The 24,846-nt window shown below is 50.1% G+C and carries 27 protein-coding genes; 6 read left to right on the top strand and 21 right to left on the bottom strand.

Annotation, left to right across the window (positions count from 1 at the left end):
* Positions 1-53 precede the first annotated feature (53 nt).
* Positions 54-2,468, bottom strand: a complete 2,415-nt coding sequence (locus ULO1_RS13530) for a glycogen/starch/alpha-glucan phosphorylase (RefSeq protein WP_078664781.1) — start codon at positions 2,466-2,468, stop codon at positions 54-56.
* A 119-nt stretch (positions 2,469-2,587) separates the two neighbouring features.
* Between ULO1_RS13530 and ULO1_RS13535 the strand changes: the two genes are divergently transcribed.
* Together ULO1_RS13535 and ULO1_RS13540 are read left to right on the top strand one after the other, a co-directional pair.
* The gene (locus ULO1_RS13535) at positions 2,588-3,793 is read left to right on the top strand and encodes an amidohydrolase family protein (RefSeq protein WP_079906648.1); all 1,206 of its coding nucleotides are present in this window, start codon (positions 2,588-2,590) and stop codon (positions 3,791-3,793) included.
* Positions 3,735-4,892: a hypothetical protein gene (locus ULO1_RS13540; protein ID WP_078664783.1), complete on the top strand. Its 1,158-nt coding sequence runs from the start codon at positions 3,735-3,737 to the stop codon at positions 4,890-4,892. The genes ULO1_RS13535 and ULO1_RS13540 overlap by 59 nt, the downstream gene beginning before the upstream one ends.
* Here the strand turns inward: ULO1_RS13540 and ULO1_RS13545 are convergent.
* From ULO1_RS13545 to ULO1_RS13560, 4 genes are all read right to left on the bottom strand, one after another.
* Complete coding sequence (locus tag ULO1_RS13545; RefSeq protein WP_079906647.1) at positions 4,889-5,341, bottom strand: OsmC family protein; 453 nt, start codon at positions 5,339-5,341, stop codon at positions 4,889-4,891. The genes ULO1_RS13540 and ULO1_RS13545 overlap by 4 nt on opposite strands.
* Before the next feature lie 55 nt (positions 5,342-5,396).
* The gene (locus ULO1_RS13550; RefSeq protein ID WP_078664785.1) at positions 5,397-6,011 is read right to left on the bottom strand and encodes a Sir2 family NAD-dependent protein deacetylase; all 615 of its coding nucleotides are present in this window, start codon (positions 6,009-6,011) and stop codon (positions 5,397-5,399) included.
* 18 nt (positions 6,012-6,029) lie between these two features.
* Positions 6,030-6,704, bottom strand: a complete 675-nt coding sequence (gene queC, locus ULO1_RS13555) for a 7-cyano-7-deazaguanine synthase QueC (RefSeq protein ID WP_078664786.1) — start codon at positions 6,702-6,704, stop codon at positions 6,030-6,032.
* Positions 6,705-6,811: 107 nt separating this feature from the next.
* On the bottom strand, positions 6,812-7,003 hold the full coding sequence (locus ULO1_RS13560) for a ferredoxin (RefSeq protein WP_078664787.1): 192 nt from the start codon (positions 7,001-7,003) through the stop codon (positions 6,812-6,814).
* A 148-nt stretch (positions 7,004-7,151) separates the two neighbouring features.
* Here ULO1_RS13560 and ULO1_RS13565 point away from each other — a divergent pair, with 148 nt between their 5' ends.
* The 4 genes from ULO1_RS13565 to ULO1_RS13580 are packed head-to-tail and all read left to right on the top strand — an operon-like array spanning position 7,152 to position 11,104.
* The gene (locus tag ULO1_RS13565; RefSeq protein WP_078664788.1) at positions 7,152-8,246 is read left to right on the top strand and encodes a hydrogenase small subunit; all 1,095 of its coding nucleotides are present in this window, start codon (positions 7,152-7,154) and stop codon (positions 8,244-8,246) included.
* On the top strand, positions 8,224-9,936 hold the full coding sequence (locus tag ULO1_RS13570) for a nickel-dependent hydrogenase large subunit (protein WP_079933754.1): 1,713 nt from the start codon (positions 8,224-8,226) through the stop codon (positions 9,934-9,936). Before ULO1_RS13565 ends, ULO1_RS13570 begins: the two co-directional genes overlap by 23 nt.
* Before the next feature lie 12 nt (positions 9,937-9,948).
* Positions 9,949-10,623 (top strand): Ni/Fe-hydrogenase, b-type cytochrome subunit, encoded by a 675-nt coding sequence (gene cybH, locus ULO1_RS13575; protein ID WP_078664790.1) that lies wholly within the window; start codon positions 9,949-9,951, stop codon positions 10,621-10,623.
* On the top strand, positions 10,616-11,104 hold the full coding sequence (locus ULO1_RS13580; RefSeq protein ID WP_159446911.1) for a hydrogenase maturation protease: 489 nt from the start codon (positions 10,616-10,618) through the stop codon (positions 11,102-11,104). Before cybH ends, ULO1_RS13580 begins: the two co-directional genes overlap by 8 nt.
* Here the strand turns inward: ULO1_RS13580 and ULO1_RS13585 are convergent.
* From ULO1_RS13585 to ULO1_RS13660, 16 genes are all read right to left on the bottom strand, one after another.
* Positions 11,067-11,735 carry a NapC/NirT family cytochrome c gene (locus ULO1_RS13585; protein WP_079933756.1) on the bottom strand — a complete coding sequence of 223 codons (669 nt, stop codon included), beginning with the start codon at positions 11,733-11,735 and terminating at the stop codon, positions 11,067-11,069. The two genes, ULO1_RS13580 and ULO1_RS13585, sit on opposite strands and share 38 nt — an antisense overlap.
* 113 nt (positions 11,736-11,848) lie before the next feature.
* The gene (gene lysA / locus ULO1_RS13590; RefSeq protein WP_078664793.1) at positions 11,849-13,168 is read right to left on the bottom strand and encodes a diaminopimelate decarboxylase; all 1,320 of its coding nucleotides are present in this window, start codon (positions 13,166-13,168) and stop codon (positions 11,849-11,851) included.
* A 215-nt stretch (positions 13,169-13,383) separates the two neighbouring features.
* On the bottom strand, positions 13,384-14,748 hold the full coding sequence (locus tag ULO1_RS13595; RefSeq protein WP_078664794.1) for a TrpB-like pyridoxal phosphate-dependent enzyme: 1,365 nt from the start codon (positions 14,746-14,748) through the stop codon (positions 13,384-13,386).
* Positions 14,749-14,850: 102 nt separating this feature from the next.
* Positions 14,851-15,834: an acyl-CoA dehydratase activase gene (locus ULO1_RS13600; protein WP_079933757.1), complete on the bottom strand. Its 984-nt coding sequence runs from the start codon at positions 15,832-15,834 to the stop codon at positions 14,851-14,853.
* A complete protein-coding gene (locus tag ULO1_RS13605; RefSeq protein WP_307168109.1) occupies positions 15,812-16,927 on the bottom strand; it encodes a CoA protein activase in 1,116 nt (371 codons plus the stop codon). The genes ULO1_RS13600 and ULO1_RS13605 overlap by 23 nt, the downstream gene beginning before the upstream one ends.
* Positions 16,920-17,906, bottom strand: a complete 987-nt coding sequence (locus ULO1_RS13610) for an acyl-CoA dehydratase activase-related protein (RefSeq protein ID WP_078664796.1) — start codon at positions 17,904-17,906, stop codon at positions 16,920-16,922. The genes ULO1_RS13605 and ULO1_RS13610 overlap by 8 nt, the downstream gene beginning before the upstream one ends.
* Positions 17,893-19,446, bottom strand: coding sequence for a spore germination protein (locus ULO1_RS13615; RefSeq protein WP_078664797.1), 1,554 nt, complete (start codon positions 19,444-19,446; stop codon positions 17,893-17,895). Before ULO1_RS13615 ends, ULO1_RS13610 begins: the two co-directional genes overlap by 14 nt.
* Positions 19,439-20,014, bottom strand: coding sequence for a stage V sporulation protein AE (locus tag ULO1_RS13620; RefSeq protein ID WP_078664798.1), 576 nt, complete (start codon positions 20,012-20,014; stop codon positions 19,439-19,441). The genes ULO1_RS13615 and ULO1_RS13620 overlap by 8 nt, the downstream gene beginning before the upstream one ends.
* 1 nt (position 20,015) lies before the next feature.
* Positions 20,016-20,375 carry a stage V sporulation protein AE gene (spoVAE, locus tag ULO1_RS13625; RefSeq protein ID WP_078664799.1) on the bottom strand — a complete coding sequence of 120 codons (360 nt, stop codon included), beginning with the start codon at positions 20,373-20,375 and terminating at the stop codon, positions 20,016-20,018.
* A gap of 12 nt (positions 20,376-20,387) precedes the next feature.
* Complete coding sequence (gene spoVAD / locus ULO1_RS13630; RefSeq protein ID WP_079906636.1) at positions 20,388-21,398, bottom strand: stage V sporulation protein AD; 1,011 nt, start codon at positions 21,396-21,398, stop codon at positions 20,388-20,390.
* Positions 21,399-21,872, bottom strand: coding sequence for a stage V sporulation protein AC (gene spoVAC / locus ULO1_RS13635; RefSeq protein WP_078664801.1), 474 nt, complete (start codon positions 21,870-21,872; stop codon positions 21,399-21,401).
* A gap of 48 nt (positions 21,873-21,920) precedes the next feature.
* The gene (locus ULO1_RS13640) at positions 21,921-22,127 is read right to left on the bottom strand and encodes a dodecin family protein (RefSeq protein WP_079906635.1); all 207 of its coding nucleotides are present in this window, start codon (positions 22,125-22,127) and stop codon (positions 21,921-21,923) included.
* 93 nt (positions 22,128-22,220) lie between these two features.
* Complete coding sequence (locus ULO1_RS13645) at positions 22,221-22,988, bottom strand: SigF/SigG family RNA polymerase sporulation sigma factor (protein WP_078664803.1); 768 nt, start codon at positions 22,986-22,988, stop codon at positions 22,221-22,223.
* Between the two features lie 13 nt (positions 22,989-23,001).
* Entirely contained in the window at positions 23,002-23,448 is a 447-nt protein-coding gene (gene spoIIAB, locus ULO1_RS13650) for an anti-sigma F factor (RefSeq protein WP_078664804.1), read from the bottom strand.
* A 13-nt stretch (positions 23,449-23,461) separates the two neighbouring features.
* A complete protein-coding gene (locus tag ULO1_RS13655) occupies positions 23,462-23,794 on the bottom strand; it encodes an anti-sigma factor antagonist (RefSeq protein WP_242946609.1) in 333 nt (110 codons plus the stop codon).
* A 103-nt stretch (positions 23,795-23,897) separates the two neighbouring features.
* Positions 23,898-24,827 carry a CoA transferase gene (locus tag ULO1_RS13660; RefSeq protein ID WP_159071852.1) on the bottom strand — a complete coding sequence of 310 codons (930 nt, stop codon included), beginning with the start codon at positions 24,825-24,827 and terminating at the stop codon, positions 23,898-23,900.
* Positions 24,828-24,846 lie beyond the last annotated feature (19 nt).

Raw genomic sequence — 24,846 nt, forward strand, 5'->3', positions numbered from 1 at the left:
TTTACCCTTGTATTATAGCAGAAACAGGCCTGGATTGCTATTTTTTGCAGCAATCAGAGCAGTCCCCAGATTTCCCCGGCATATTCCCTGATGGTTCTGTCACTGGAAAAACGGCCCGAACAGGCGATATTGGTCAAGCTCATACGTTGCCAGCGCTGGAAATCCCGGTATAAATTGTCGATTTTAGCCTGGGCTTCGGCATAAGGCAAAAAGTCCTTGAGGACAAAAAACTCATCACTGTGGGTCAAACTGGAATAAATATTGCTGAATTCTTCCCTGGCAGCGGGCAAAAAGCCATTGATCAGGGAATCCACCACTCGTTTTAGCCGCGGCAGGGAATTATATAAATACCAGGAACTGTAACCGCCATGTTCATAATAGTGCATTACCCTGTCTGCAGTAAGCCCAAAGAAGACAATATTATCCTCTCCTACTGCTTCTCCAATTTCAATATTGGCACCATCCCGGGTTCCTATGGTAATAGCTCCATTCATCATGAATTTCATATTGCCTGTACCCGAAGCTTCTTTTCCTGCCGTTGAGATCTGTTCACTCACCTCAGCCGCAGGCATGACCAGCTCCGCCAGGGAAACCCGGTAGTTTTCCAGAAAACAAACCTGTAAACGGTCATTAAAGCGGCGGTCATTGTTGATTTTCTCGGCAACTGTATTGATAAGTTTAATAATACTTTTAGCCATATAATAGCTGGGTGCTGCTTTACCGCCAAAAATAAAGGTACGGGGTACCAGGTCCAGGTTGGGCTCATCCAGCAAGCGCAGGTACAAGTCCAGTACATGCAGAATATTTAAGAGTTGGCGCTTATAGGCATGAATACGTTTCACCTGAACATCAAACAGAGAAGCCGGGTCTACTTTCAGACCACAATGCTGGTAAATAAACCGGGCCATCCTTTCCTTGTTCTGACGCTTGATAGATGCCGCCCTCTCCTGTAAATCCCGGTTATCAACGAGGGGTAACAGACGTTTCAGTTCTTCCGGTTCCCGGATCCAGCTATCCCCAATCACTTCTGTAAGCAGTTCCGCCAGCTGCGGATTAGCTTTTAACAACCAGCGGCGATGGGTAATACCATTGGTTTTGTTAGTGAATTTTTCGGGAAAATACTCGTAAAACTCCCGCATTTCCCTGGTTTTCAAGATCTCTGTATGAATTCTGGCCACTCCATTGACCCGGTAACTACCAGCCAGAGCCAAATGAGCCATTTTTACATAACCGTCTGCCACTACCGCCATCCGGTGGATACGCTCCCAATCACCGGGATATCTCCCCCAGAGAGCCCGGCAAAAACGTTCATTTATCTCCTCCACGATCATGTAAATCCTGGGCAAAAGCTGTTTGAACAGCTCAATAGGCCATTTTTCCAGGGCTTCAGCCAGAATGGTATGGTTGGTATAAGACACGGTTCTAGTGGTTATATCCCAGGCTTCATCCCAGCCCAGCCCTTCTTCATCCATAAGTATCCGCATTAACTCAGGAATTACCAGTACCGGATGGGTATCATTAACCTGGATAGCGATTTTTTCCGGCAGCAAATGCCACTGATTGGCGTAGCATTTTTTGAAATAGCGCAAGATACTCTGTATACCGGCAGAGACAAAGAAGTATTGCTGTTTTAAGCGCAGTTCCCGTCCTTTATATGTATTATCATCCGGGTACAGTACCTGGGAAATAGCCTCCACCGCATATTTATATTCTACTGCCTTCAGGTATTCCCCTCGGCTAAAACAGGCGAAATCGAATTCCGTCCTGGCCACTTCTGCACTCCATAAACGCAGGGTGTTAACACAATCATTGCGATAACCGATGATGGGAATGTCATAAGGCACTGCTATTATTTCCTCATAGTTTTCATGAATAAAATTCAACCGGCCCTGTTTTTCCTCCACCCTGACCTGACCACCAAAGCGCACCTTAACTGCTTTATCCGCCCGCCGGGTTTCCCAGACATTCCCTTCTTTCAGCCAATTTTCCGGCAGCTCTACCTGATAGCCATTAACAAGTTTTTGTTCAAACAGCCCGTATTTATATCTGATACCACAACCGTGGCCAGCCAGTCCCAGCGATGCCAGGGAGTCGAGAAAACAGGCTGCCAGTCGGCCTAAACCGCCATTTCCCAGGCCTGCATCCGGTTCCACTTCTTCCAGCAGGGAATAGTCCACTCCCAGTTCCTGTAAAGCCGCTTGCCAGTTCTCCTGCCAGCCCAGGTTGATTAGATTATTGCTCAATAGACGCCCTAACATGAATTCCAGGGAAAAATAATAAACCTGTTTTGTCTGTTGCTGGGCATGTCGTCGTTTGGATTCCACCCAGCGCTGGTAAATGGCTTCCCGCACCAGATGTCCCAGCACCTGATATTTCTCCTGCTCTGTCGCTTCTTCCAGCGTTTTGCCAAACAAAGCTGCCAGTTTCTCGAGAAATGCCTGCTTAAAACTCTCCTTGTCTGCCAGCATGCCACACCCTCCTCTAATCTGTGCTCTTATATATCTATTCTCACATACTTTTGCAATAGTAGCAATCCTTCCCTTTATATTATATAATAATTTGCAAAAACAGGAGGGTGTAGAGATACGTGGTCAGCCACTTTCTGCTGTTATCGGGGTTTCTTAGCTGTGGTATGAATCAACCTGTGGAAACCCCGGTGGTTCTGGAAATAAAAAAAGGCAAACTCCAGCGGCTCATTCCCTGGCAGGCTTACCCTGCGGACTTACCTGCTCCCGATACAACCTATGCTGATTGTTATGCCCTCACCCCGCTGGCAGATGCCCATGTCCATCTGGCTCTAGACGGGGTGGATTTTGCAGCTGCCCGGGCCCGCTGGAACGACGAAACAGGTATGCACCATATGTGGCAAACTAATCTGGAATCGATGGCCAGAGCCGGTGTGCTGGCAGCCCGGGATGGCGGGGACCGCCAGGGCTGGGCCCATCGTCTCGCCGCCCAATTGGACAGCCTTTTTTATATACATACCACCCATCCCGCCTACTGTCGGGAAGGGGGATATGGTACTGCCTTTGCCCATCCCCTGGGGCGTAATGCCATGCCTCCCTGGGGCGAGCTGACGACACAAATTAGAGCCAATGGCTCCCGGCACCTGAAACTGATGCTCTCAGGCATTATTTCCTTTACCGAATACGGCCAGGTCGGGCCCTGCCAGTTTACAGAGAAGGAATTGTCCGCTTTAGTAGCTCAGGCCAATGGGGCAGGATTACCCCTCATGGTACATGCCAGCGGTGCTGAAGCCAGTGCCTTAGCTGCCAGTTGCGGGGTACACAGTCTGGAACATGGTTACTTCCTCACCGAATCCACCCTGATCCAGCTAGCGCAAAAGGGCATTTACTGGGTCCCCACTCTGGCTCCGGTAGCCGCTCAGGCCCCGGCCTATCCGGTAGCAGCCCGCAGCCTGGATAGGCAAATGCAAATGGTAGAACTGGCCCGGCAACTGGGAGTGCCGGTAGTAGCAGGCAGTGATGCCGGGGCCACAGGAGTCAGACATGGTTTTGGCTTACTGAAGGAACTGGAGCTCCTGGGTCAGTGTGGCTACTCACCACTGGAACTGCTGACAAAGGTTTTGCGCCACACCTGGCAATCCCTGAATCCTGACCTGGATCCTGTCTGGCCTCTCCCGGCCTTGAACCTGTATCGCCAGCCGCCCTGGCAAAAGCTTTCTGCCCTTTCTGCCGATCTGATTACCATCCTCTGGTTGGGAGATGATGAAATTGCAAGAACAACACTGGCAAAAAGTCACCTTAAGTTTTCCCCGGCCTCGTCTGACTGACCCGACGGCAGTTTTACAGGCCGGACTGGAAAGGTTATGGCAGCAGCAGCCCCTGGCAGCCGGAGCTACCGTGGCCATACCGGTAGGCAGCCGGGGCATAGCCGTTTTACCCACCCTGCTCAAACAAATTCTGGATTTTTTGCGTCAGCGTCAGGTTACTCCCTATTTGATTGCCGCCATGGGCAGTCATGGCGGTAGTACCGCTGAAGGACAATTGCGGGTCCTGGCTGAACTGGGTATTAGTGCTGACACTATGGGCTGCCCGGTATATCCCGGGGTTGTTACCCGGGAAACTGACAGGCTGAAGAATGGCACCCCGATATTTACCCTGGAATTACCGCTGCCCACCAATGCTATTCTGTTAATTAACCGGGTTAAACCTCATACTTCTTTTACTGGTCCCTGGGAGAGCGGTCTGGTCAAAATGCTGGCTCTGGGTATGGGCGGTCCTGCTGGAGCAGCAGCCTTACATGCTGGCGGCCCCCAGAGCTTAAGCCAGCGTCTGGGTGAAGCCGCCCGGCTGCTGCTTACCCGCCTGCCGATCTGGGGAGGCATAGCCATTCTGGAAAACGCCTATCAGGAACTGGCCGACCTGGTGGCTCTTACTCCTGCAGAAATTCTGGCAGAAGAACCACAATTACTGGCCCGGGTTAAAGGCTGGCAACCCCGTCTGCCCTGGTCAGAGATCGATTTGCTGATGGTGGAGGAAATCGGGAAATGTTTTAGTGGCACTGGAATGGATACCCATGTTATCAATCGCCTGGGTATTCCCGGCCTACCTGCACCAGCTCCCTCTCCTCTGATCAAACTGATTCTGGTTTTGGACCTGGCCCCGGCATCCCAGGGCAATGCCTATGGAATCGGACTGGCTGATCTTACCACCCGGCAGCTGGTCAACAAGATTGACTGGACAGCCACCTATGCCAATGCCTTAACTACCGGATTTCTTGAGCGAGCCAAACTACCCCTCGTAGCTGCCGACGAAAAAGAGGCCCTGCACTGGGCCTCCAGAATACTGGGACATCGTCCCCGCTTAACTGTCAGAATTAAAAATACTCTGCAGCTGGATACCGTCTGGTTATGGGAAGAAACTGACTAGGGAACTGCCGGTCCAGGTTGCCAGTTGACCTCTACCACGGTCCCGGCTGCTTTTAGCATATTATATACCGGACAGCGTTTTTTGATTTGCTGGGCCAGGCGTTCCAGCTGTTCCTGATTGGCAGTGCTATCAATGCTAATCTCCTGTTTCACCCGGGTAAAATAGGGAGGTACATCTCCTTTACCCATAATACCATCGGTATTTAATTCCCCTTCTGCCCGCATCATCAGACCATTGACTTTAATGGCCATTTCTTTCGCAATCATTACCGCCATTACGGTGGTACAACCCAGTAACGAAGCCAGGACATATTCCATCGGGGTGGGAGCTGAATCCTGTCCGCCCAGATCTCCGGGCTCATCCATGGTTACGGGGGAAAACTCCCTGATGGTAATTTCGCTTTTCATTTGTTCTACCCAGTGGCTTTTAGCCTGCAATGTAATAATCATGGGCCTTACCTCCTGTCAGTTATTTCACTAACAGGATGGCGAAAGGGCCCTATTCTTATGCATGCCTTTCGGCATTAAAAAGGCGGTCCAGTAGTTCGGGCAGCACTTTTTCCGCTTCCGCATTTATTACCTCCACCCTGGCCCCGGCCAGGCGAGCTCGTTCGGTAACATAGCGGGCAGTGGAAGTATAAAAGGAAGTGCCAATAACCAGCAACAGTTCGGCATCAGCCACCAGATCCAGGGCCTGGGGCAACTGGGCCAGCCAGTCGCCATATAAGACGACATTGGGTTGCAGCACCTCCCGGCAGTCAGAACAAAAATGATTGTCTTTAACTACTGTAAAAGGATATTGGCGTTGACAGACCGGACAAAAAACATAGTCCAGATTGCCGTGAATTTCCACTAGCTCTTTGGTCCCGGCTTTACGGTGCAGGCCATCAATATTCATGGTTATTACCGGAATCTGATAGCGGGCCAGGGCCAGATGAGCAGGATTAGGTTCTGCCTGGCTTATTCTTTCATACATTTGCCACAGCTTCTGGTAGAACTCCTGCGGCTCCTCTTGAAAATAGTTCCGGGTCAGGTAGTCTCTGATTCCGGGCATTTCTTCAAAAGTAGGTATACCACTGGCTTTAGAAATGCCAGCTCCGGTGAAGGCGATTATTTTCATCCTTCTCACCTCTGCTCCTTAGAGATGAACATAATTTATCGGGTCCTGAAAACCTGCCCGGGAAAAACCCTGTAAACGCAAAAGACAGGCATCACAACGACCACAGGCCTTTTCTCCCCCCCGATAGCAGGTGGTTGTAAGGTGCAGGGGAGCCTTCAGCTCCATACCCAGTTTAATAATACCAGCCTTATCCAGATTGATTAAGGGGGTTACAATCTCGATTCTTTGAGCATCCCTGGTTGTCGCTTTAGTCGCATAATCCACTGTGGCCTGAAAGCGCTGGATAAACTCCGGTCGACAATCGGGATAGCCGGCATAGTCAAGGGCATTGACCCCGATATATATCCGTTCTGCTCCTACCACTTCAGCATAGCCGACGGCATAACTGAGGAAAATCAGATTGCGGGCTGGAACATAAGTAGGGGGAATGTCCTTGCGCTCTATATCCCCTTCCGGTACTTCCATTGTCCCCGTCAGGGCACTGCCCCCGATAGCATCCATGTTGGTAGTAATAATTAAATGCCGGGGACAGTGATAATATTCGGCAATCTGGCGGGCACTGTCCAGTTCCCGTTTGTGGCGCTGGTTATAATCAAAGGAAATGGGATATAGCTCATAACCATCCCGGTGCGCTAAAGCCAGACAGACGGTGGAATCTATGCCCCCGGATAATAAGACAACCGCTTTTTTCATGTTCTTTGCTCTACCTCCATTCTCATCCATAAGTATAACCTATTTTGATGCTTTTGCAACAGTTATAACGCCAAAAAACAGGCCACCCAAAACGGGTGGCCTGTTTTTTACTCCTCAATTTCAATGGCCCCTACCGGACAACCATCCGCCGCATCCCGGGCACTGGCCTCAGCCTCCGCTGGAACTGGATCCGCAATAACCAGGGACAATCCGTCCTCCCCTAGCTCAAACACCTGGGGACAAATGGCGGCGCAGGCTCCACAGCCAATACACAGATCCTTATTCACTCTGGCTCTCATTTTCCCTCACTCCTTTCTGTTCTTAATCCAATTATACCATCCCCTGCCAGCAACTCCTGTGACCGGGCTCACAATTGCTGTCTTTTTTTGTATAATCCTCAACTAACGGCAAAAAATAAAATAAATCCACAGCAAGGAGGAGCAAACCATGACCGATACCTACTATCACGCCCTTTTAAGAAAAGGCTACACCCGGCGCGATTTTTTACGCCTGTGCACCATTCTCACTGCTACCATGGGTCTGGATGCCTCCTTTATTAGCCAGGTTGCTCATGCTCTGGAAACCAAACAGCGATTACCGGTTATTTATCTGGAATTGCAACTATGTACCTGTTGTTCCGAATCCTTTATCAGAACCGCCCATCCCCTCTTTTCAGACCTGATCCTCAACCTGATTTCTCTGGATTACATGGAAACCCTGATGGCCGCTGCCGGAGAACAAGCAGAAGCAGCTAAAGCTAAAACCATGCAGGACTATCGGGGCCGCTATTTGCTTGTTGTGGAAGGAAGTGTGCCTTTAAAAGATGATGGTATATACACTACTATTGCTGGCAAAACTGCCCGCCAGGTCCTGCTGGAAGCTGCAGAGGGCGCACTGGCAGTTATCGCCTATGGCTCCTGTGCCACCAACACCTGTGTTCAGGGGGCCAGCCCTAATCCTACCGGAGCTGTCGCCGTTAAGGATATAGTGCGGAACAAACCGGTTATTGATGTGCCTGGTTGCCCACCTATTGCAGAAGTAATCGCAGGGGTGGTTGCCCACTATGTTACCTTTGATCGTTTGCCGGAGCTGACTGGATTGGGCCGTCCCAGAGCCTTCTACAATCATCGTATCCATGACAACTGCAATCGCCGGGCCTTTTTCGATGCCGGTCTTTTTGTGGAGCAATTCGATGATGAGGGGGCCAAACAGGGCTGGTGCCTCTATAAAATGGGCTGCAAAGGTCCCACCACCTATAATGCCTGTGCCATTACCCAGTGGAATAATGGGGTCAGCTACCCTATCAAGTCCGGCCATCCCTGTCTGGGCTGTTCGGAGCCCAACTTTTTCGATAACTCGCCCTTTTATACCAGGCTGGCGCATATACCTGGTCAGGCTAAACCGGTTGACCCCGATGAACTGGGTAAAAAAGTGGTTGGTGTCACAGCTGCCGGAGTGGGGTTACATGCCCTGGCCACCGGAGTGTTAAAAACCAAAAAGAAAGAAGAAGGTGAAAAGCATGGCCCAAAGAATAGTGGTTGATCCTCTAACCAGAATTGAGGGACATTTACGCATCGAAGCTGATGTAGAAGGGAACGTGATCAAGGAAGCCTATAGTTCCGGCACTGCCTTTCGCGGGCTGGAACTTATCCTCAAGGATCGGGATCCCCGGGATGCCTGGGCCTTTGCCCAGCGTATCTGTGGGGTTTGTACCCATATCCATGCCATTGCCTCCGTACTGGCAGTAGAAGATGCCCTGAAAATTGAAGTGCCTAAAAACGCCACCTTGATCCGCAATATCATGAATGCTACCCAGTTTGTCCATGACCATGTAGTGCATTTCTACCACCTGCATGCCCTGGACTGGGTGGATATCACTTCTGCCTTGAAAGCAGACCCGGCTGCGACCAGCCGTCTGGCCCAATCTCTTTCTGACTGGCCCAAATCCTCCCCTGGCTATTTCCGGGATTTACAAAAACGCTTGCAAAGTTTTGTTGCCAGTGGTCAACTGGGTATTTTCACCAATGGCTACTGGGGGCACCCGGCCTATAAGTTACCACCGGAAGTCAACTTACTGGCAGTGGCCCACTATCTCGAAGCTCTGGAATGGCAAAAAGATATAGTCAGGATACATACCATTTTTGGTGGTAAAAATCCCCATCCCAATTATCTGGTTGGCGGTATGGCCTGCACCATTAATCTGGATAACGATAATACCATAAATATGGAACGTTTGAATCTGGTGGGCCGGGAAATCGATAAAGCGATTGAGTTTGTGGAAAAAGTCTACCTTCCCGATCTGCTGGCCATTGCGTCCTTTTATAAAGACTGGACCTATGGTGGTGGCGTAGGTAATTTTCTGGTCTATGGCCATCTAGCTGACCGGGGTAAAAAAGAAACCGGAGAAGAAATTTTTCCCGCCGGGGTAATCTTAAATCGCAATCTGAATGAGGTCCATGACATAGATGTAAAGGATCCAGAACAGATTCAGGAATTCGTTGACTATTCCTGGTATGAATATAGTGGAAGCAAAGGGCTGCATCCCTGGGAAGGACAGACCAATCCCAAATATACCGGCCCTCGTCCTCCTTATAAGCAACTGGATACAACCGGCAAATATAGCTGGCTCAAAGCTCCCCGCTGGCGGGGTAAACCTATGGAAGTGGGTCCACTGGCCCGTATACTGGTAGGTTATGCCCGGGGCCAGTCCCGGATTAAGGAAGAAGTAGATTCCGCCCTGGCTAAACTGGGATTGGGCAAGGAGGCTTTATTTAGCGCCCTGGGGCGTACCCTGGCCCGCGGCCTGGAAACCAGGATCCTGGTCCACTTCCTGAAGAAAACCTATGCTGAACTGCTGGCCAACCTCAAAGCCGGTGATACCCGGGTTTTTAATCCGGAAAAATGGGATCCTTCCACCTGGCCCAAAGAAGCCAGAGGTGCGGGCATTACTGAGGCTCCCCGCGGCGCTCTAGGGCACTGGGTAAAAATCAAAGATGGCAAAATCACTCTCTATCAAGCAGTAGTCCCCACTACCTGGAATGCCTCCCCCCGGGATGGTCTTGAGCAGCGCGGCCCTTATGAGGAAGCTCTGGTCGGAACACCTCTGGCCGATCCGGCCAAGCCTCTGGAAATTTTGCGAATTATTCATTCCTTTGACCCCTGTATTGCCTGTGCTGTGCATTTAACTGATCTCACTACCAGTCAACCCCTGACTGAAATAGCGTTTTACTAAGGAGGGTATGCGATGCTGCGCAAAGCCATCTATGTCTGGGAATGGCCGGTCCGCTTCTATCACTGGTTAAATGTCTTTTTGATCATTACCCTTTTTCTCACCGGCCTCTATATTGGCTTTCCCAAATACAGGCCGGCTGGAACCGAAGCCTACTCCTTTTTTCTGATGGGTAAAGCCCGCTACTGGCATGGCTGGGCCGCCTGGCTGTTTATAGCCAATTTCCTTTTCCGTTTTTACTGGGCTTTTGTCGGCAATGAGTATGCCCGCTTTCGTCCCTGGCGAAAAGGATTTTTTGCCGATGGCCTGGAGACGTTAAAATACTATCTTTTTCTCAAAAAAGAACATACGGTGCATACCGGCCACAATGTCCTGGCCCAGCTTACCTACTTTTTCATTATCTGGATCAACTCCGCCTTTATGATAGCCAGTGGACTAGCCTTGCAAGGAGAGATTCATCCCGGCGGCTGGCAGGAACGCTGGTTTGGCTGGCTAATCCCCTTCTTTGGCGGTAATTCACTGGTTCTGCGCAGTTATCATCACCTGGCAGCCTGGCTTTTTGCTGCCTTTGTCGTCTTGCATCTCTATACCGTAATACGTCAGGATATCCTGGATGATGATGGCACCGTTTCGTCTATTTTTAGCGGCTATAAATATGTTCCTGTCAGAGAGGACAGAGAAAATGGCTAAACCGGTTGTTCTCGGGCTGGGTAATCCTCTCTATCGTGATGAAGGAATAGGAATTCATCTACTGCAGAGATTACGTCAATCCGGTCTTGCTTCTCAGATAAAACTGGTGGACGGCGGCACCGGGGGTTTATCCTTATTGCCCGTAATTGAAACTGCTGCACAGCTTTTGATCATCGATGCCGTAAACTGGGACAAGCCCCCGGGTACCGTGGGTCTTTTTAGTTATGAGCAGTTAATCCAGCTGGCCCGGCCCCGGCTCTCCCCTCACCAGGTAGCCCTGGCTGATTTACTGGCCCTGGCCTGCTGGCGTGGTAAATTGCCCCATGACCTGGTCCTGCTGGGAATTCAACCTGCTGACATCAGACCTGGTCTGGAATTGAGCCCACAGGTCAAAGCAGCCATACCCGTAGCTTTAGAACAAATCTTTGCGATATTATCGCCTTTTATTTCGGTGCAGGATGGCATTGTTGACACAGATTAGTTGCTGGACGATGGCAGGCAAGACAGTTATTCTTATCCCTTCGATATTCCCGCCCGTGGGTTATTGCCCATGCTGGCTCCTGATGGTTTCGGGGTTTAAGACTATTGGGATCCCGGTGGCATTTCAAGCAGTCATCTACCGGTGCTTTACCAGCGCCTTTAACCCGATGGCAGGTCAGACAATCTTTCATTTTTAACCGGGCTCTGCTACCATGGGCTACCCCACTGTGGCATAAAGTACAATTATAGCCCCGGCTATGTTTTTCGTGATTGTAAATTATGCCAGGCATGTTTTTTAACTCAGCAGGCCATTGCTGATGACAGCTCTGGCAACGCTCATTTTTTACCGTAGCCTGCGGCCTGGGCTCCAGATTAAGTAAAGTTATCATCAGCTCCCTAACTCCGCTAATTTTGGCCTTTACCACGCCAGCGAAGCCGGGCTCAGCATGACAGGCATAACATTCTACATCTTTATGGGCAGATTGGGTCCAGCTTTGATAAATAGGCTCCATCAAGTGACAACTGGCACAAAACTGCGGTTTACTGGTATAGTAACTTGCCCCTGCCAGAATTACAATTAGCAAGAATCCTGAAACCAGTATAATTTTTTTAAGATTTTGGGCTGTTAACATCTCTCTCCCCCCTAGTTAGAAATATTAAATAAAATTATCCCTTTCCCTGCCATCTAGTCTATTTTTAGTGCATTTGTACTATAAATAAAACCCGGCTACAGCCGGGTTGTTGCCTATTTTTTCAATCTCTCAGGAATTACATCATTTTGTACCAGGTCAGCATAGCTTTCCCGGCGGATAATCAAATCTGCCTGCCCATCCTTGACCAGTACCGCAGCCGGTCTGGGTACCCGGTTATAATTCATGGCCATAGAGTAGTTATAAGCACCAGTGCAAAATACAGCCAGAATATCTCCGGGCTCAGTACGGGGAACTGCCAAATCCCAGATTAGCATGTCCCCGGATTCGCAGTATTTCCCGGCCACAGATACCACTATTTCTGCCGGTTGATCAGCTTTGTTGGCCAGCAGGGCCGAATACCTGGACTGATAGAGCGCCGGTCTGGGGTTATCACCCATGCCGCCATCAACGGCAATGTAAGTTCTTACTCCTGGTATCTCCTTCACTGAACCGACAGTATAAAGAGTAGTACCAGCCGGGCCAATGATAGAACGACCGGGCTCCACTACCAGGCGGGGTAAAGGCAAATCTCTTTCTTCACAGCCAGCAAGAACTGACTCCCGGACCAGTTGCCCATACGCAGCGATAGAGGCGGGTTCATCCCCTTCGGCGTAGTAAATACCAAAACCCCCACCCAGGTTCAGTATTTCTGCTGTAAAGCCCAGCCTGCTACGCAACTCAGCCAGAAAATCCAGCATAACTTGCACTGTGTAACGGTAGCTTTCAAGTTCAAAAATCTGGGAACCAATATGGCAATGCAATCCCTTTAGGTCTATGTGAGGCAGTTGCAGGGCTTCCTCCACAATTGCCAAAGCCTGGCCGGTAGAAATAGCTGACCCGAACTTGGAATCAATTTGTCCGGTCTGGATGTATTCATGGGTATGAGCTTCTACCCCTGGGGTAATTCGCAAAAGGATGCTGGCCTTGACGCCCCGCTCCCCGGCCAGGCCATTGAGCAGATGCAGTTCGGTGAAATTATCCACTACAAAATAGCCGATACCGGCAGCTAACGCCATCTCGAGCTCGGCAGGGGATTTGTTATTGCCATGAAAATAAATCCGGGCAGGATCAAACCCTGCCTCCAGGGCAGTATATAACTCACCGCCAGAAACCACATCCAGGCCCAGTCCTTCTTCCTGAATAATGCGGGCCATGGCTTTGGTCATGAAGGCTTTCGAGGCATAAATTACTTCTCCCTGAATACGCTCATCCTGCATAAAAGCAGCCCGGTAGGCGCGGCAGTTTTGCCTGATCAGTTCCTCATCAAAAACATACAAGGGGGTACCAAACTCCGCTACCAGACCTGCTGTATCGCAACCGCCAATGGTTAAGCGCCCTTCGGCATTGATGCTCATAGTACCATGCAAACGCATATCATCATCTCCTATCACCAATAGATATTATGATTTTTTCTGAGAAACCGTTAACCTTCAATCACAAAAGTCCGGGAAAATTCTATCAATCACTATAACATGTTTTTTCCCTATTGACAATCTTTCTCACTGTCCTTTTGCCTATGTATACAATATATCTGCATAACAATGCAAAAAGCAGGAACACATTATCTGAGTGTTCCTGCTTGAGTAATTTATAATTCCACTTTAGGCAAGTTAGCCAGGGCTTCTTTAACCAGCCGTTCCGGATATTCATAATCCTGGATTTTACCGGTCAAGTAATCATCATAAGCACTTAAATCGAAGTGTCCATGGCCGCTTAAACAGAACACGATGGTTTTAGTTTCCCCGGCTTCCTTGCAACGCAGGGCCTCTACTATTGCCGCTTTAATGGCGTGGGAAGATTCGGGGGCTGGCAAAATCCCTTCAGTGCGGGCAAAGAGAACAGCCGCCTCAAAAACCTGAGTCTGGGGATAGGCCACTGCCTCAATCAAGCCGTCCTTTAAGAGCTGACTGACCAGCGGGGAATCCCCATGATAGCGTAACCCACCAGCATGAATGCCAGGAGGCATGAAATCATGGCCAAGAGTATACATAGGCATAATGGGAGTCAGCTTGGCCACATCACCATAGTCATAGGCATAGACCCCTTTGGTCAGGGTGGGACAGGCTGCCGGTTCTACGGCGATAATGCGAGTTTTCGTTCCCTTTAGAATTTTGTCCCGGACAAAGGGGAAGGAAATACCGGCAAAATTGCTGCCGCCTCCACAGCATCCGATTACAATATCAGCTGCTTCATCCACTTTGGCCAGTTGGGCCTGAACTTCTTGCCCGATTACCGTCTGGTGCAGACAGACATGATTGAGGACACTGCCCAGGGCATAATTGGTATCTTCCCGGCTGGCGGCATCCTCTACCGCCTCACTGATAGCAATGCCCAGACTGCCCGGTGAATCCGGGCTTTGTTCCAGCACTGCCCGCCCGGCCTGGGTCAGAGGAGAAGGACTGGGAATCACCTCAGCGCCAAACACCCGCATCAGTGAGCGCCGGTAGGGCTTTTGCTGGTAAGAAACCTTAACCATATACACAGTGCATTCCAGCCCGAAGAAACTGCAGGCCATGCTGAGAGCACTACCCCACTGCCCGGCCCCTGTTTCCGTTGCCAGCCGCTTAATGCCAGCCTGTTTATTGTAAAAGGCCTGGGGAATGGAGGTATTGACCTTATGGCTGCCTGCCGGGCTGGTCCCTTCATATTTATAGTAAATCCGGGCCGGAGTGTCCAGGGCTTTTTCCAGGCGATGGGCCCTGAATAAGGGCGTTGGTCTGAATAAGCGATAAAGCTGCTGAACTTCCTCAGGAATCTCGATATATGGTTCAGTGCTTACCTCCTGTTTGATCAGTTCCAGCGGAAATATAGGCAACAAATCTTCCGGAGTGACCGGTTGACCTGTTCGGGGATTGAGCGGGGGTGGCGGTAAATTGGGCATATGAGCCTGAATGTTATACCAGACGGTAGGCATTTCTTTTTCAGTGAGCAGGATTTTGGTATCCGCTCTCATCTCTCCTCAACTCCTTCTTGCCATGCTCTTCTCCCTCAAATGGAAAAAGAAGGCTCCATGCTTGTATTTTAGCATAGAGCCCACAACTGTTCAATAACAATTTTATTTTCCAGCCGCTGTTTCGCGGGCTGCTTCTGCTTGCGACCAGCGCCCGCAGCGGTCTCCCCAGCGGGCTACGGTTTCTCCGTTTTGTTTTAATTCAATAACCTCACAGAGATTGGGGCAATATTTGCACTCAAAACTGCCAGAGGCAAAATTTTGCTGACAGAGACTCCAGCCTTTAAACCTGGTAGTTTGTCCTTGCAGGACCGCTTCCCGGGCCAGGATGGCAGCTCCTACTGCTCCCATTACATTAAAGTGGGGCGGGACAATAATTTCCATCCCCAGGGCCTTTTCAAAAGCAGCCCGGATGCCGGCATTGGCGGCAACTCCCCCCTGAAAAACCACTGGTGCCAAAATCTCTTTGCCTTTACCTACATTATTGAGATAATTTCTGACCAGGGCTTCACATAAACCGGCGAGAATATCGGCCAGATCGTGACCCATCTGCTGTTTATGGATCATGTCCGATTCAGCAAAGACCGAGCAACGGCCAGCAATGCGTACCGGGTGGCGGGCAGCTAAGGCCCGGGGCCCAAACTCTTCAATGGGTATATTAAGACGCGCCGCCTGCTGGTCCAGGAAGGAGCCGGTACCGGCAGCACAAACAGTGTTCATGGCAAAGTCCGCCACAATCCCATTTCTCAGAATAATAATTTTCGAATCCTGCCCACCTATTTCCAGCACTGTTTGTACCCCAGGCACCAGCGTAGAAGCAGCCACGGCATGGGCAGTGATTTCGTTTTTAACCGCATCCGCACCCACCAGTAAAGCCGCCAGCTGGCGCCCACTACCGGTAGTGCCCACCCCGCGGATATTGGCTTTACCGGCCCAGCTTTCAGCAATTTGGGCAAGACCCTCCTGCACCGTAGGGATAGGCCGTCCCCGGGTTCTGAGATAAAGTGCTTCCTTAATCTCCCCTTTTTCATCCATCAAGACAATATTGGTACTGACTGAACCTACATCAATACCGAGAAATGCTTTCATTTCTCCTGTTAACCTCCTTTTGGCGAACCAGCAAATCCACAAAGGCCTCCAGTCTGGTCTGCAAGCCAGCCTCACCGGTATGCTGGTCAAAATAGAGCGTCATGGCAGGAATGCCCAGCTCATTGCTCACTTGAGGCAAAATACTCTGCGCTACAATTTCCGGCATACAGGTCAGAGGAGCAACCTGAATCAAGCCATCAAAACCTTTCTGAGCCCACAATACTGCATGGCCAATGGTATCCTGACCATGTCCGCCCACGAAATGATTTAAATAAGGACTGGCAGCCTGACAGGCCTGATGGCTATCCGGAATACCGGGGATCAATCCCCGAAAAAGATGTTCATTGATCCAATGGCTCAAATACAGACTCCGTTCCACCTCGACCCCCAGCGCTCCTAAGCGGCGTTCAATTTCCAGGTTGGCAAAGGGCTCCAGCAGGCAATAAATCTCTCCCGTTAAACCGATACGCACAACTTTTTTGGCCCAATCCACTGGCAAACTGTACAGCAGTTGCTGGGAATGCGTCACCGCCTGCTTAATTTCCGCCAGAGTCCGGGCCTGATCCAGGCAGACCTGGACCTGGCGCCAGGCTTTTTCCACTTCCTCCGGCTGGTAGGCCCGGGCCCTCAAGGTAGCCACCAGTCGTTCCAGTCGGTCCAGGGCCGCCAGTTTATGCCAGGCCAGGCGCAAAGCCTTCATCACCCGCCAGAGGGGCTGATTGCCGGTAATTCTCCGCAGGCGCTGTATAAACTGGGAAATGTGTTTCTCCGGCGGTTCCAGCACTACCATTTCCAGGTCATAACCCAGGTCTTTCAATATTTCCCGTTGAACCTGGGCATAATAGCCAAATCGGCAAGGCCCCATGCCGCCTGCCATTAAAATTGTATCTGCCCCTAGCTCGGCAGCTTCAATAAAGTTGCCCAGATTTATTTTCAGCGGCAAACAGGCGAACTCCGGGGAATGACGACACCCCAGTTCCAGAGTGCGTTTTGTAATGGGAGGTGGCACAATCGTTTCCACTCTCAGTTCCCTTAATAGTCCCTTTACCCCGATAGCCATCGTCCCCATGTGGGGAAAAGTTACTTTAGGCACCGCACTGTTTCCTCCTTCTCTGCAGCATATCGATAAAGGCTTCCACCCGCGTCACCAGCCCTGCCTCCCCGCTATGCTCATCAATAGTCAGGTTAAGAACCGACACCCGCCCTGCTCTTTGTAAACGCCGGGTAATAATTTCACCGGTAAATGAGTCAGGCCCACAGCCGAAGGCAGAGAGATGGATTAACCCGGATAATCCTTCTTGCTCAGCCAGGTGTAACGCGGTTCCCAGCAAATGGCGGTTCAGGGTCCAAAATAGCCTTTTGGGCATTTGGGCTGCTCCCGCTTCTGCTTCCTGGACGGGCACATCTTCCGGAGTAACCACTTCTACACCCAGCTGCTCCAAATGCTGGAGGAGCCCCAGATTAATGTAATTATCATACAGATTATAGGGATGAGCAATTACAGCTACTTTCAGTCCCCTGCGGCTGTTTTCGCCTCTCAGCGAACGGGTGTGCTGGCGCCACCAGCTGATCCCCCCGGCTTTCTGCCAGAACACCCAGGCTTTAAGCAGGGCTCGTCCCGCTTGTATCGGATGCACTCCCAGCTGTTCTGCCGTCTCCCGGGCCGCCAGCCAGAGCTGCCGTCGTCCGCCATTCAGATTGATAGTAGGCTTTAGCAAGGGTACAGGCAATTTTAAACAGGCCCGGGCCATATCCGGTAGCCCCAGGAATTTGGGACAAATATAAGCCCTTTTCTCCACGGCCACCAGCCGGGGAATGAAAAGATAGTCCACACCCAGATTAATCACGGCCTGAACATGCCCCAGAAACACCTTTACCGGCAAACAGGCTTCATCAACAGCCAGACGCACTCCGGCATCGAGGATTTCCTTGTTAGTCTCCGGTGATAAAATAGGCTCTGCCCCTATCTGACGAAAAAATTCGGTCCAGAAAGGATTATAGCTATAATAAAGGAGGGCCCGGGGAATCCCCACCCGCGGAGCCCGTTTCTCACTGATTTTAATCTTTCTCATTTTCCTCTTTCTCTCCTTTGCCAAACTGAGGTTTCCGTGAGGGAATAGGAATGGACTGCCCCGGTTGCCGGTCAGTATCTACTGGCTTCAGGATGCTGGGCCGGCTATTCTGAATCGGTACTGGATAACGAATCAGAATGGCTTTCAAAGCTGTCCAGTTAAAAGGTATTAGCGGCCAGAGATAGGGTACTCCAAAAGACCTGGACCGGGCCAGGAAGACAAATAAGGCCAGCACGCCTAGCACCAAACCGGGCCAGCTTAAAGCGTAGACCAGTATAATCAAGAGATAGCGCCACAATCTTAATGCCATTCCTAGCTCATAACTGGGGGTAGCAAAAGTTCCAGTAGCAGCAATGGCCATATACATAATTACCTCTGGAGCAAACATCCCGATATTAATTGCTACCTCACCGATCATTAAAGCCGCGATCAAACCCAGGGAAGTGGTCAATGGGGATGGAGTATGGATAGCCGCCATCCTGACCACATCGATACTGACTTCAGCTATGAGAAACTGCAGGATCAGAGGAACATTCCCTATTTTTTTCGGCCCAATAAAACTCAGTGCTTTCGGCAACAATCCAGGATGCAGGGAGAAAAGCAACCATAAAGGAACAACTACCAGGGAAGCTACAATCGCCAGTAACCGTACCCAGCGGATATATGCACCCACGATTGGCGCTTGCCGGTATTCCTCAGCATGCTGGACGTGGTGAAAAAAGGTTGTAGGTGCAATCATAATACTGGGGGAAGTATCCACCATAATCAGCACATGCCCTTCCAACAAGTGGGCTGCTGCCACATCCGGCCTTTCAGTATAGCGTACCTGGGGAAAAGGGTTCCAGGCATTATCCTCTTTAGTAATCATCTCTTCCACAGACTTTTCCGCCATAGGCAAACCGTCGATATTTAGTTTTTCCAGACGCCGTTTGATATCAGCTACCAGTTCCGGGCTGGCGATATCCTCGATATAAGCCAGACAAATATCGCTTTTAGACCTCTTCCCTCCCGATAGCATGATAAATCTCAATTTGGGGTCTCTGATCCGCCGCCTGATCAAGGCAGTGTTGAAAATAATGGTTTCCGTAAAGCCATCCCGGCTACCCCGAACTACCTTTTCCAGATCGGGCTCCTCCGGCCCCCGGGCCGGATAGCGCCGGGCCTCAACGATAATGGCTTCCTGTTCGCCTTCCACAATAAAAGCGGTGCGACCGGCCAGTACATGGGAAGCAATTTTGTCCAGGGCAGCTTCTGTGGTCACCTGGCCGTGACTGAGGTAGGTCTGTACCAGTTTGTGCAAAGTGGCTGGTACCAGGTCATTGCGCTCCACCATAGAGAGAATCCGGGTCATATCCAAAATGGAGGTCGAGTCAACCAGACCATCTACAAAATACATCTGTATTTTTTTCTGACCGAATTCCAGGGGGCGGCTATGTACATCAAAACAAATTCCAGCAGCCAGGATTTTATCCAGCTGGGCCACATTTTCCTGAAAATTACGGCCCAATTTGCCGCTCAGCATTTCCTCCCGTTCAGCCATGCTGGTTGCCTCCTTGTTCAATAATGTATCGTAAAGCCTTAGTCGTTAAAGGTGCGCCTTTCGCCCAGCTATCTGCCCCTTGCTGTTTGCCTATATCCCCGATACCAACAATTACTGGTACCCCCAGAGAACGCAACATATCTACCGTATCTCCCTCCAGATAAAGATGGCCTTCCGGCTCTGGTTGCCCTTCCTTGTCCACGGGACCGGATATTATTTTTCCATCAGCTGTTATGGAACAATCCACTCTGACCCCATCCGCTCCCTTGTCATTGGAAGCTACCGCTACTGCGCCAATAATTTCTACTTCCCGGCATTTAGCCAGGAAACGGGCCAGCTGCTCTCCTTTCCCCTGACCTTCCTTGCCACGGTCATCCACCATGATTACTACCGGCTCACCCCGGGCTTCCCTGATTAACTGCAACAATTCCGGGCCACTTATTGGCGTTGGATTGCCGGCCGAAGCAGAAATACAGTGAGCCTTAATATTAGCCGCAGCTTTCTCTACAGCTTTACGGGCCACCTTGTCCCCGTCAGTAACCAGGATTACCCGCTTGCGTTGCCCCATTTCAATCACCCCGCGGATTGAACAGGGCAGCGATTAAATAACCAAAGACAATGGCAGCCGTAAGGCCAACAGCGGCGGCTTGCAAGCCTCCAGCAAAAGCGCCCAAAAGCCCTTTAGCCTGTACCGCTTTAATGGCACCCTGCGCCAGCGCATGGCCAAACCCCGGTAAAGGTACAGTGGCTCCTGCCCCTGCCCAGTTGACCAGAGGCTGATAGACACCCAGGGCGCTTAGAAGGGCTCCCCCCGAAACAAATCCGACCAGTATATGAGCCGGGGTGATTTTATGACTGGTTAAATCCATCAAGAGCTGTCCCAGTAAACAGATTGCCCCCCCAACCAAAAATGCCTTAAAGTAAATCATGCCTTTCTCCTCCTAAAGCCTTTCTACGGCAATGGCATGGCCAATGCCCGGGATAGTCTCCCCTTGCTGTACTGAAATGGGACTATGTAAAGATCCGGAACCCACCAGTAAAACCCGTTTAAATCGCCCTTTCAACATTTCCTGATAAAGCCAGCTACCCCATACGATCGCTGAGCAGCCACAACCACTGCCACCGGCGTGCACATCCTGAATGGGGTCATATACTAATATTCCCGCATCGGTATACTTATTAGTCACATCAAAGCCAGCTTCTTTCAATATCCTTTCGCAAAGAGCCTTTCCAATACTGGCCAGGTCACCACTGATGATCAGGTCATAATCCGCCGGACTGCGGCCTGTATCGCCAAAATGGGTAAGGATGGTATCAGCTACTGCTGGCGCCATAGCTGAGCCCATATCATTGGGATTATCCTGCCCTAAATCCATCACCTTGCCGATAGTAGCATGGGTAATATACAGACCTTCCCCAACGGCTCCTAAAACCATGGCCCCTGCCCCGGTCACTGTCCATTGTGCCGTCATCGGTCGTTGAGTTCCTAATTCAGTGGGATAGCGATACTGCCTTTCGGCAGTATCATAATGACTGGAAGCTGCAACCACCAGGTGACGGGCAAAACCACCGTCTATAATCATCGCCCCCAGGGCCAGGCCTAAGGCCATGGTAGAACAGGCCCCATACAGACCAATCAATGGTATACCCAGATCCCTGGCCGCAAAATTGGCAGTGATAATCTGATTCAACAAATCACCCGCTAGCAGAAACTCGATATCCATAACCGTAAGGCGAGAATGGCTGATGGCCAGCTCCACCGCATCCTTCAACATCTTTCTTTCCGCCTGTTCCCAGGATTTCTGTCCAATCAGCTGGTCAGGATAGGTTAGACTGTAATAAGTGCCTAACGGTCCTTTGGCTTCCATAGGCCCAGCCGTGGTGGCAGTAGCGAGAATTACCGGCGGATTGGCAAACTGTATCGTCTGTTTGCCGATTTTTTTCCCTTTCATCTATTTCCCTCCCCCTACCAGGTAAAATAACAGTCCAACTAACCAGGCCGTTACCGTACCAAAAACAATCACAGGACCAGCAATGGTAAATAGCCGGGCGGCAACCCCAAAAACCATTCCTTCGCGTTTATACTCCAGTGCCGCTGCTACCATAGAGTTAGCAAAACCGGTAATTGGAACAATCGCTCCAGCACCGGCAATTCGCCCAAATGTATCCCAAACCCCTAGACCGGTGAGAAAGGCAGCTACAAAAACCAGTGTAGCTGCAGTTGCCGCTGTGCTATCCAGAAAACTCAATCCCTGTCTCTGATAAAAATTAATTAACAATTGCCCGACAGTGCAAATTAAACCTCCGAAAAAGAAAGCAAAAAAGGCATTTTTCAATACTGGCGGCCTGGGCGCTAACTCCTGAATCATTTGCTGATATGCCTTCTGTTTATTTTTTTTACCAGGATATTGTGCCAGAATACCCATGATATCCCCCCCACATTGAGAAAGGACACCTGCCGGTGTCCTTCCCGGTTATTTCAGTACTTCATCAGTGTAAGCGATCTTAACATTGGCTTTAAATTCTGTCAGTTTACCATCTTCAACGTTGGCGGTCATATTATATACTTCCACGCCGGTGATGTTCTGAACACTCTTGGATGCTTCCTCCACCGCCCTCTGCACTGCATCCTTCCAGCCAATGGGAGACTCGCCTACCAGTTCTACTACCTTGACAAACATGCCTTTCCCTCCTTTCATTCACTCTTTAGCCTCTCCCTGAAGAAAGAGAAATATACAAAAAAAATCCGCCTTCGTTTCCAGGCGGATTATCCTCTAACCTGACAGTAAAGCTCGTAAATTTTGCAAAGCTTGCCGCTCCAGGCGAGAGACCTGAACCTGGGAAATGCCCAGAATCTCTGCCACCTGCATCTGGGTTTTATCTTCAAAAAAGCGCAAAATAAGAAGCTGCCGGTCCCGGGGTGGCAATTTATCTATTACTTCCTTAAGAGCCAGTTTCTCCAGCATTTTTTCTCCTGTACCCTCTTCAGTCAATCGGTCCTCCAGCAGAACCGGGTCACCATCATCCTGATACAAGGCTTCTTGCATGGAAACGGGAGCCTGCATGGCCTCCAGCGTAGCCAGCACTTCATCTGCTGCCATATCCAGAGCCCCTGCCAGCTCCTGGACCGTTGGTTCGCGGCCCAGTTCTTTCATTAAAGTCTCTCGCATTTTATGTACCTTCACTGCCCCCTCCTTAATTGAACGGGTCAGTTTTACCGGCTGATCATCCCGGAGATAGCGGCGAATTTCCCCTAAAACCATAGGTACAGCATAGGTGGAAAAACGCACATCAAAATCGGGATTAAAACGATCCACAGCCTTCATTAAACCTATGACACCGATTTGAAACAGGTCTTCCAGGTCATAACCCTTACCGGCAAAGCGCTGGACCAGATTAAATACCAGTCGCAGATTATGGTTGATCAGTTTTTCCCTGGCCTCCTGATCGCCCCTGACACTTTTTTGCAGCAAGTCTCTGGTCTCTTCCTCTGTTAATAGGGGATAATAGGGCAAATTCATATCTTTAAACAGGTTAGCCATGCCATCGCCCCCATCAGCTGGCCGGCTGATCTTCAGCGCCGCCGGTAAGTTTTTTAAACATAATCACAGTCGTGCCCTGACCGACAGCGGTCTCAACCAGTAAATTGTCCATAAAGGAGTTCATAAAAGTAAAGCCCAATCCCATCCGCTCCGGCATGCTGGAATAAGCTGGCTCCATGGCGCGGGCTAAATCTGCTATACCTTTACCCCTGTCTATGACCCGGATTTCTATCCCCTGATCATACAGGGTAGTTTCTAGCACTACTAATTGCCTGCCATCATTATCATAACCGTGGATTATAGCATTGGAAACTGCTTCTGAAACTGCCACCTTGATTTCATCAATATCTGCCAGAGTAAAATCCAGTTGAGCTGCTAGTGCTGCCACAGTCACCCGGGCAAGGGCTACATTTTCTGCCAGGGCAGGAAATTCAATTTTTAGCCAGTTCTTTTTCTCCACAGTGCGCTCCCCCTTACATTTGTGCCAGTTGTTCCAGTGAATCGTAGACAGGCATGATCCTCATTACCCCTGAGAGCTCTAAAATTCTTTTGACCGGAGGCCGGGGTGAACAAATGGACATCTTTAACCTGGTAGCTGACAGTTTTTTATAGCGTCCCAGAATCACCCCTAAACCCGAACTATCAATAAAGCTGACCGCTTCAAGATCCAGACACAAATCACAGCCTGGATGCTGTTCCAATAATTGGTCTACTCCTTGACGAAATGGCTCAGCCACAGACATATCCAGTTCTCCCTCCGGCCTAATCACCAGAGTATTCCCTATTTTTTTATGCAGCAGGCGCAAGGCTTGTCCTCCTCTCCCGTACATTTTTATTTAATAATATTCGTTGTCATTTTCAAAAATCCTGCCAAATAATTCCACTAATTTTGTCACTTGCTGTCGCTTATTAAAGTTCCGAAAAGAGTTTTACTGCCAGAGTTCGCGGCCAGCCTTTTCTTCTTTCCTGCAAATAACAGGATGTCAATGCTTCCGAAACTGGTAAAACCGAGCTAAAACAACAATCAGCATCAGCCAGCAGCTCTTCCCATTCCTGACGAGTTTTGCTGGCAAACAGCTCCACCAGGGTGATATATGCCGGGTGGTCCGCTGCTATAGGGACATTATAAAAATCCAGCAAGTCAGGCCTGGCCAGGCGCTCACAAAAGCGCCGCCAGAAATGTCGTTCCAGTGCTGAAATGGCAACCTGACCATCATCTTTGGTCGCATAGATCCAGTTGTTCACCGTAGGACGAACATTTTTCTGCTCTGCTATAAGCCCCGACCACTCCAGCATTCCGGCTAAAATAGCAATATCAAGGAAAATTCCTTCCCCTGTTTTTTGCTGCTGATATAGTCCAGCCAGAACTGCAATCACGGCCCAGAGAGCACCACTTAAAGCACTTACTGGAAAATGAGGTCCGAACAGCAGGCCGCTCATCGCCTGGAAATTGAGATCATGAGCCCCCTGATTGCCATAGATGCTATTCTGACCAAAACCGGAAATCAGGCAACAAACCAAATCAGGCCGATATTTTTTCAATCCTTTATATTCAATGTTCAGCTTTTTGAGGCGCTCCGGACGAAAATTACAGAGCAAGACCTGAGCTTCTGAGACATAGTTAAAAAAAGATTGTCGTTGCTCAGGATCATTAAGGTCCAGAAAAACAGTTTCCTTGCCTTCGTTCAGGTTTCTGCCCAGATCTGTCCCCTGGAAATATTCCTGCCCGGCTGGCTCCACCACCCTGACCACCCGGGCTCCTAAGTCAGCCAGAATCCTGCCCGCATAGCGCCCCGGCAGGACTGCCGCCAGTTCAAGCACCGTAACCCCGTCAAGCATATTTTCCCCTCCCACCCTT

The organism is Carboxydocella sp. ULO1, assembly GCF_002049255.1.
Classification (GTDB): Bacteria; Bacillota.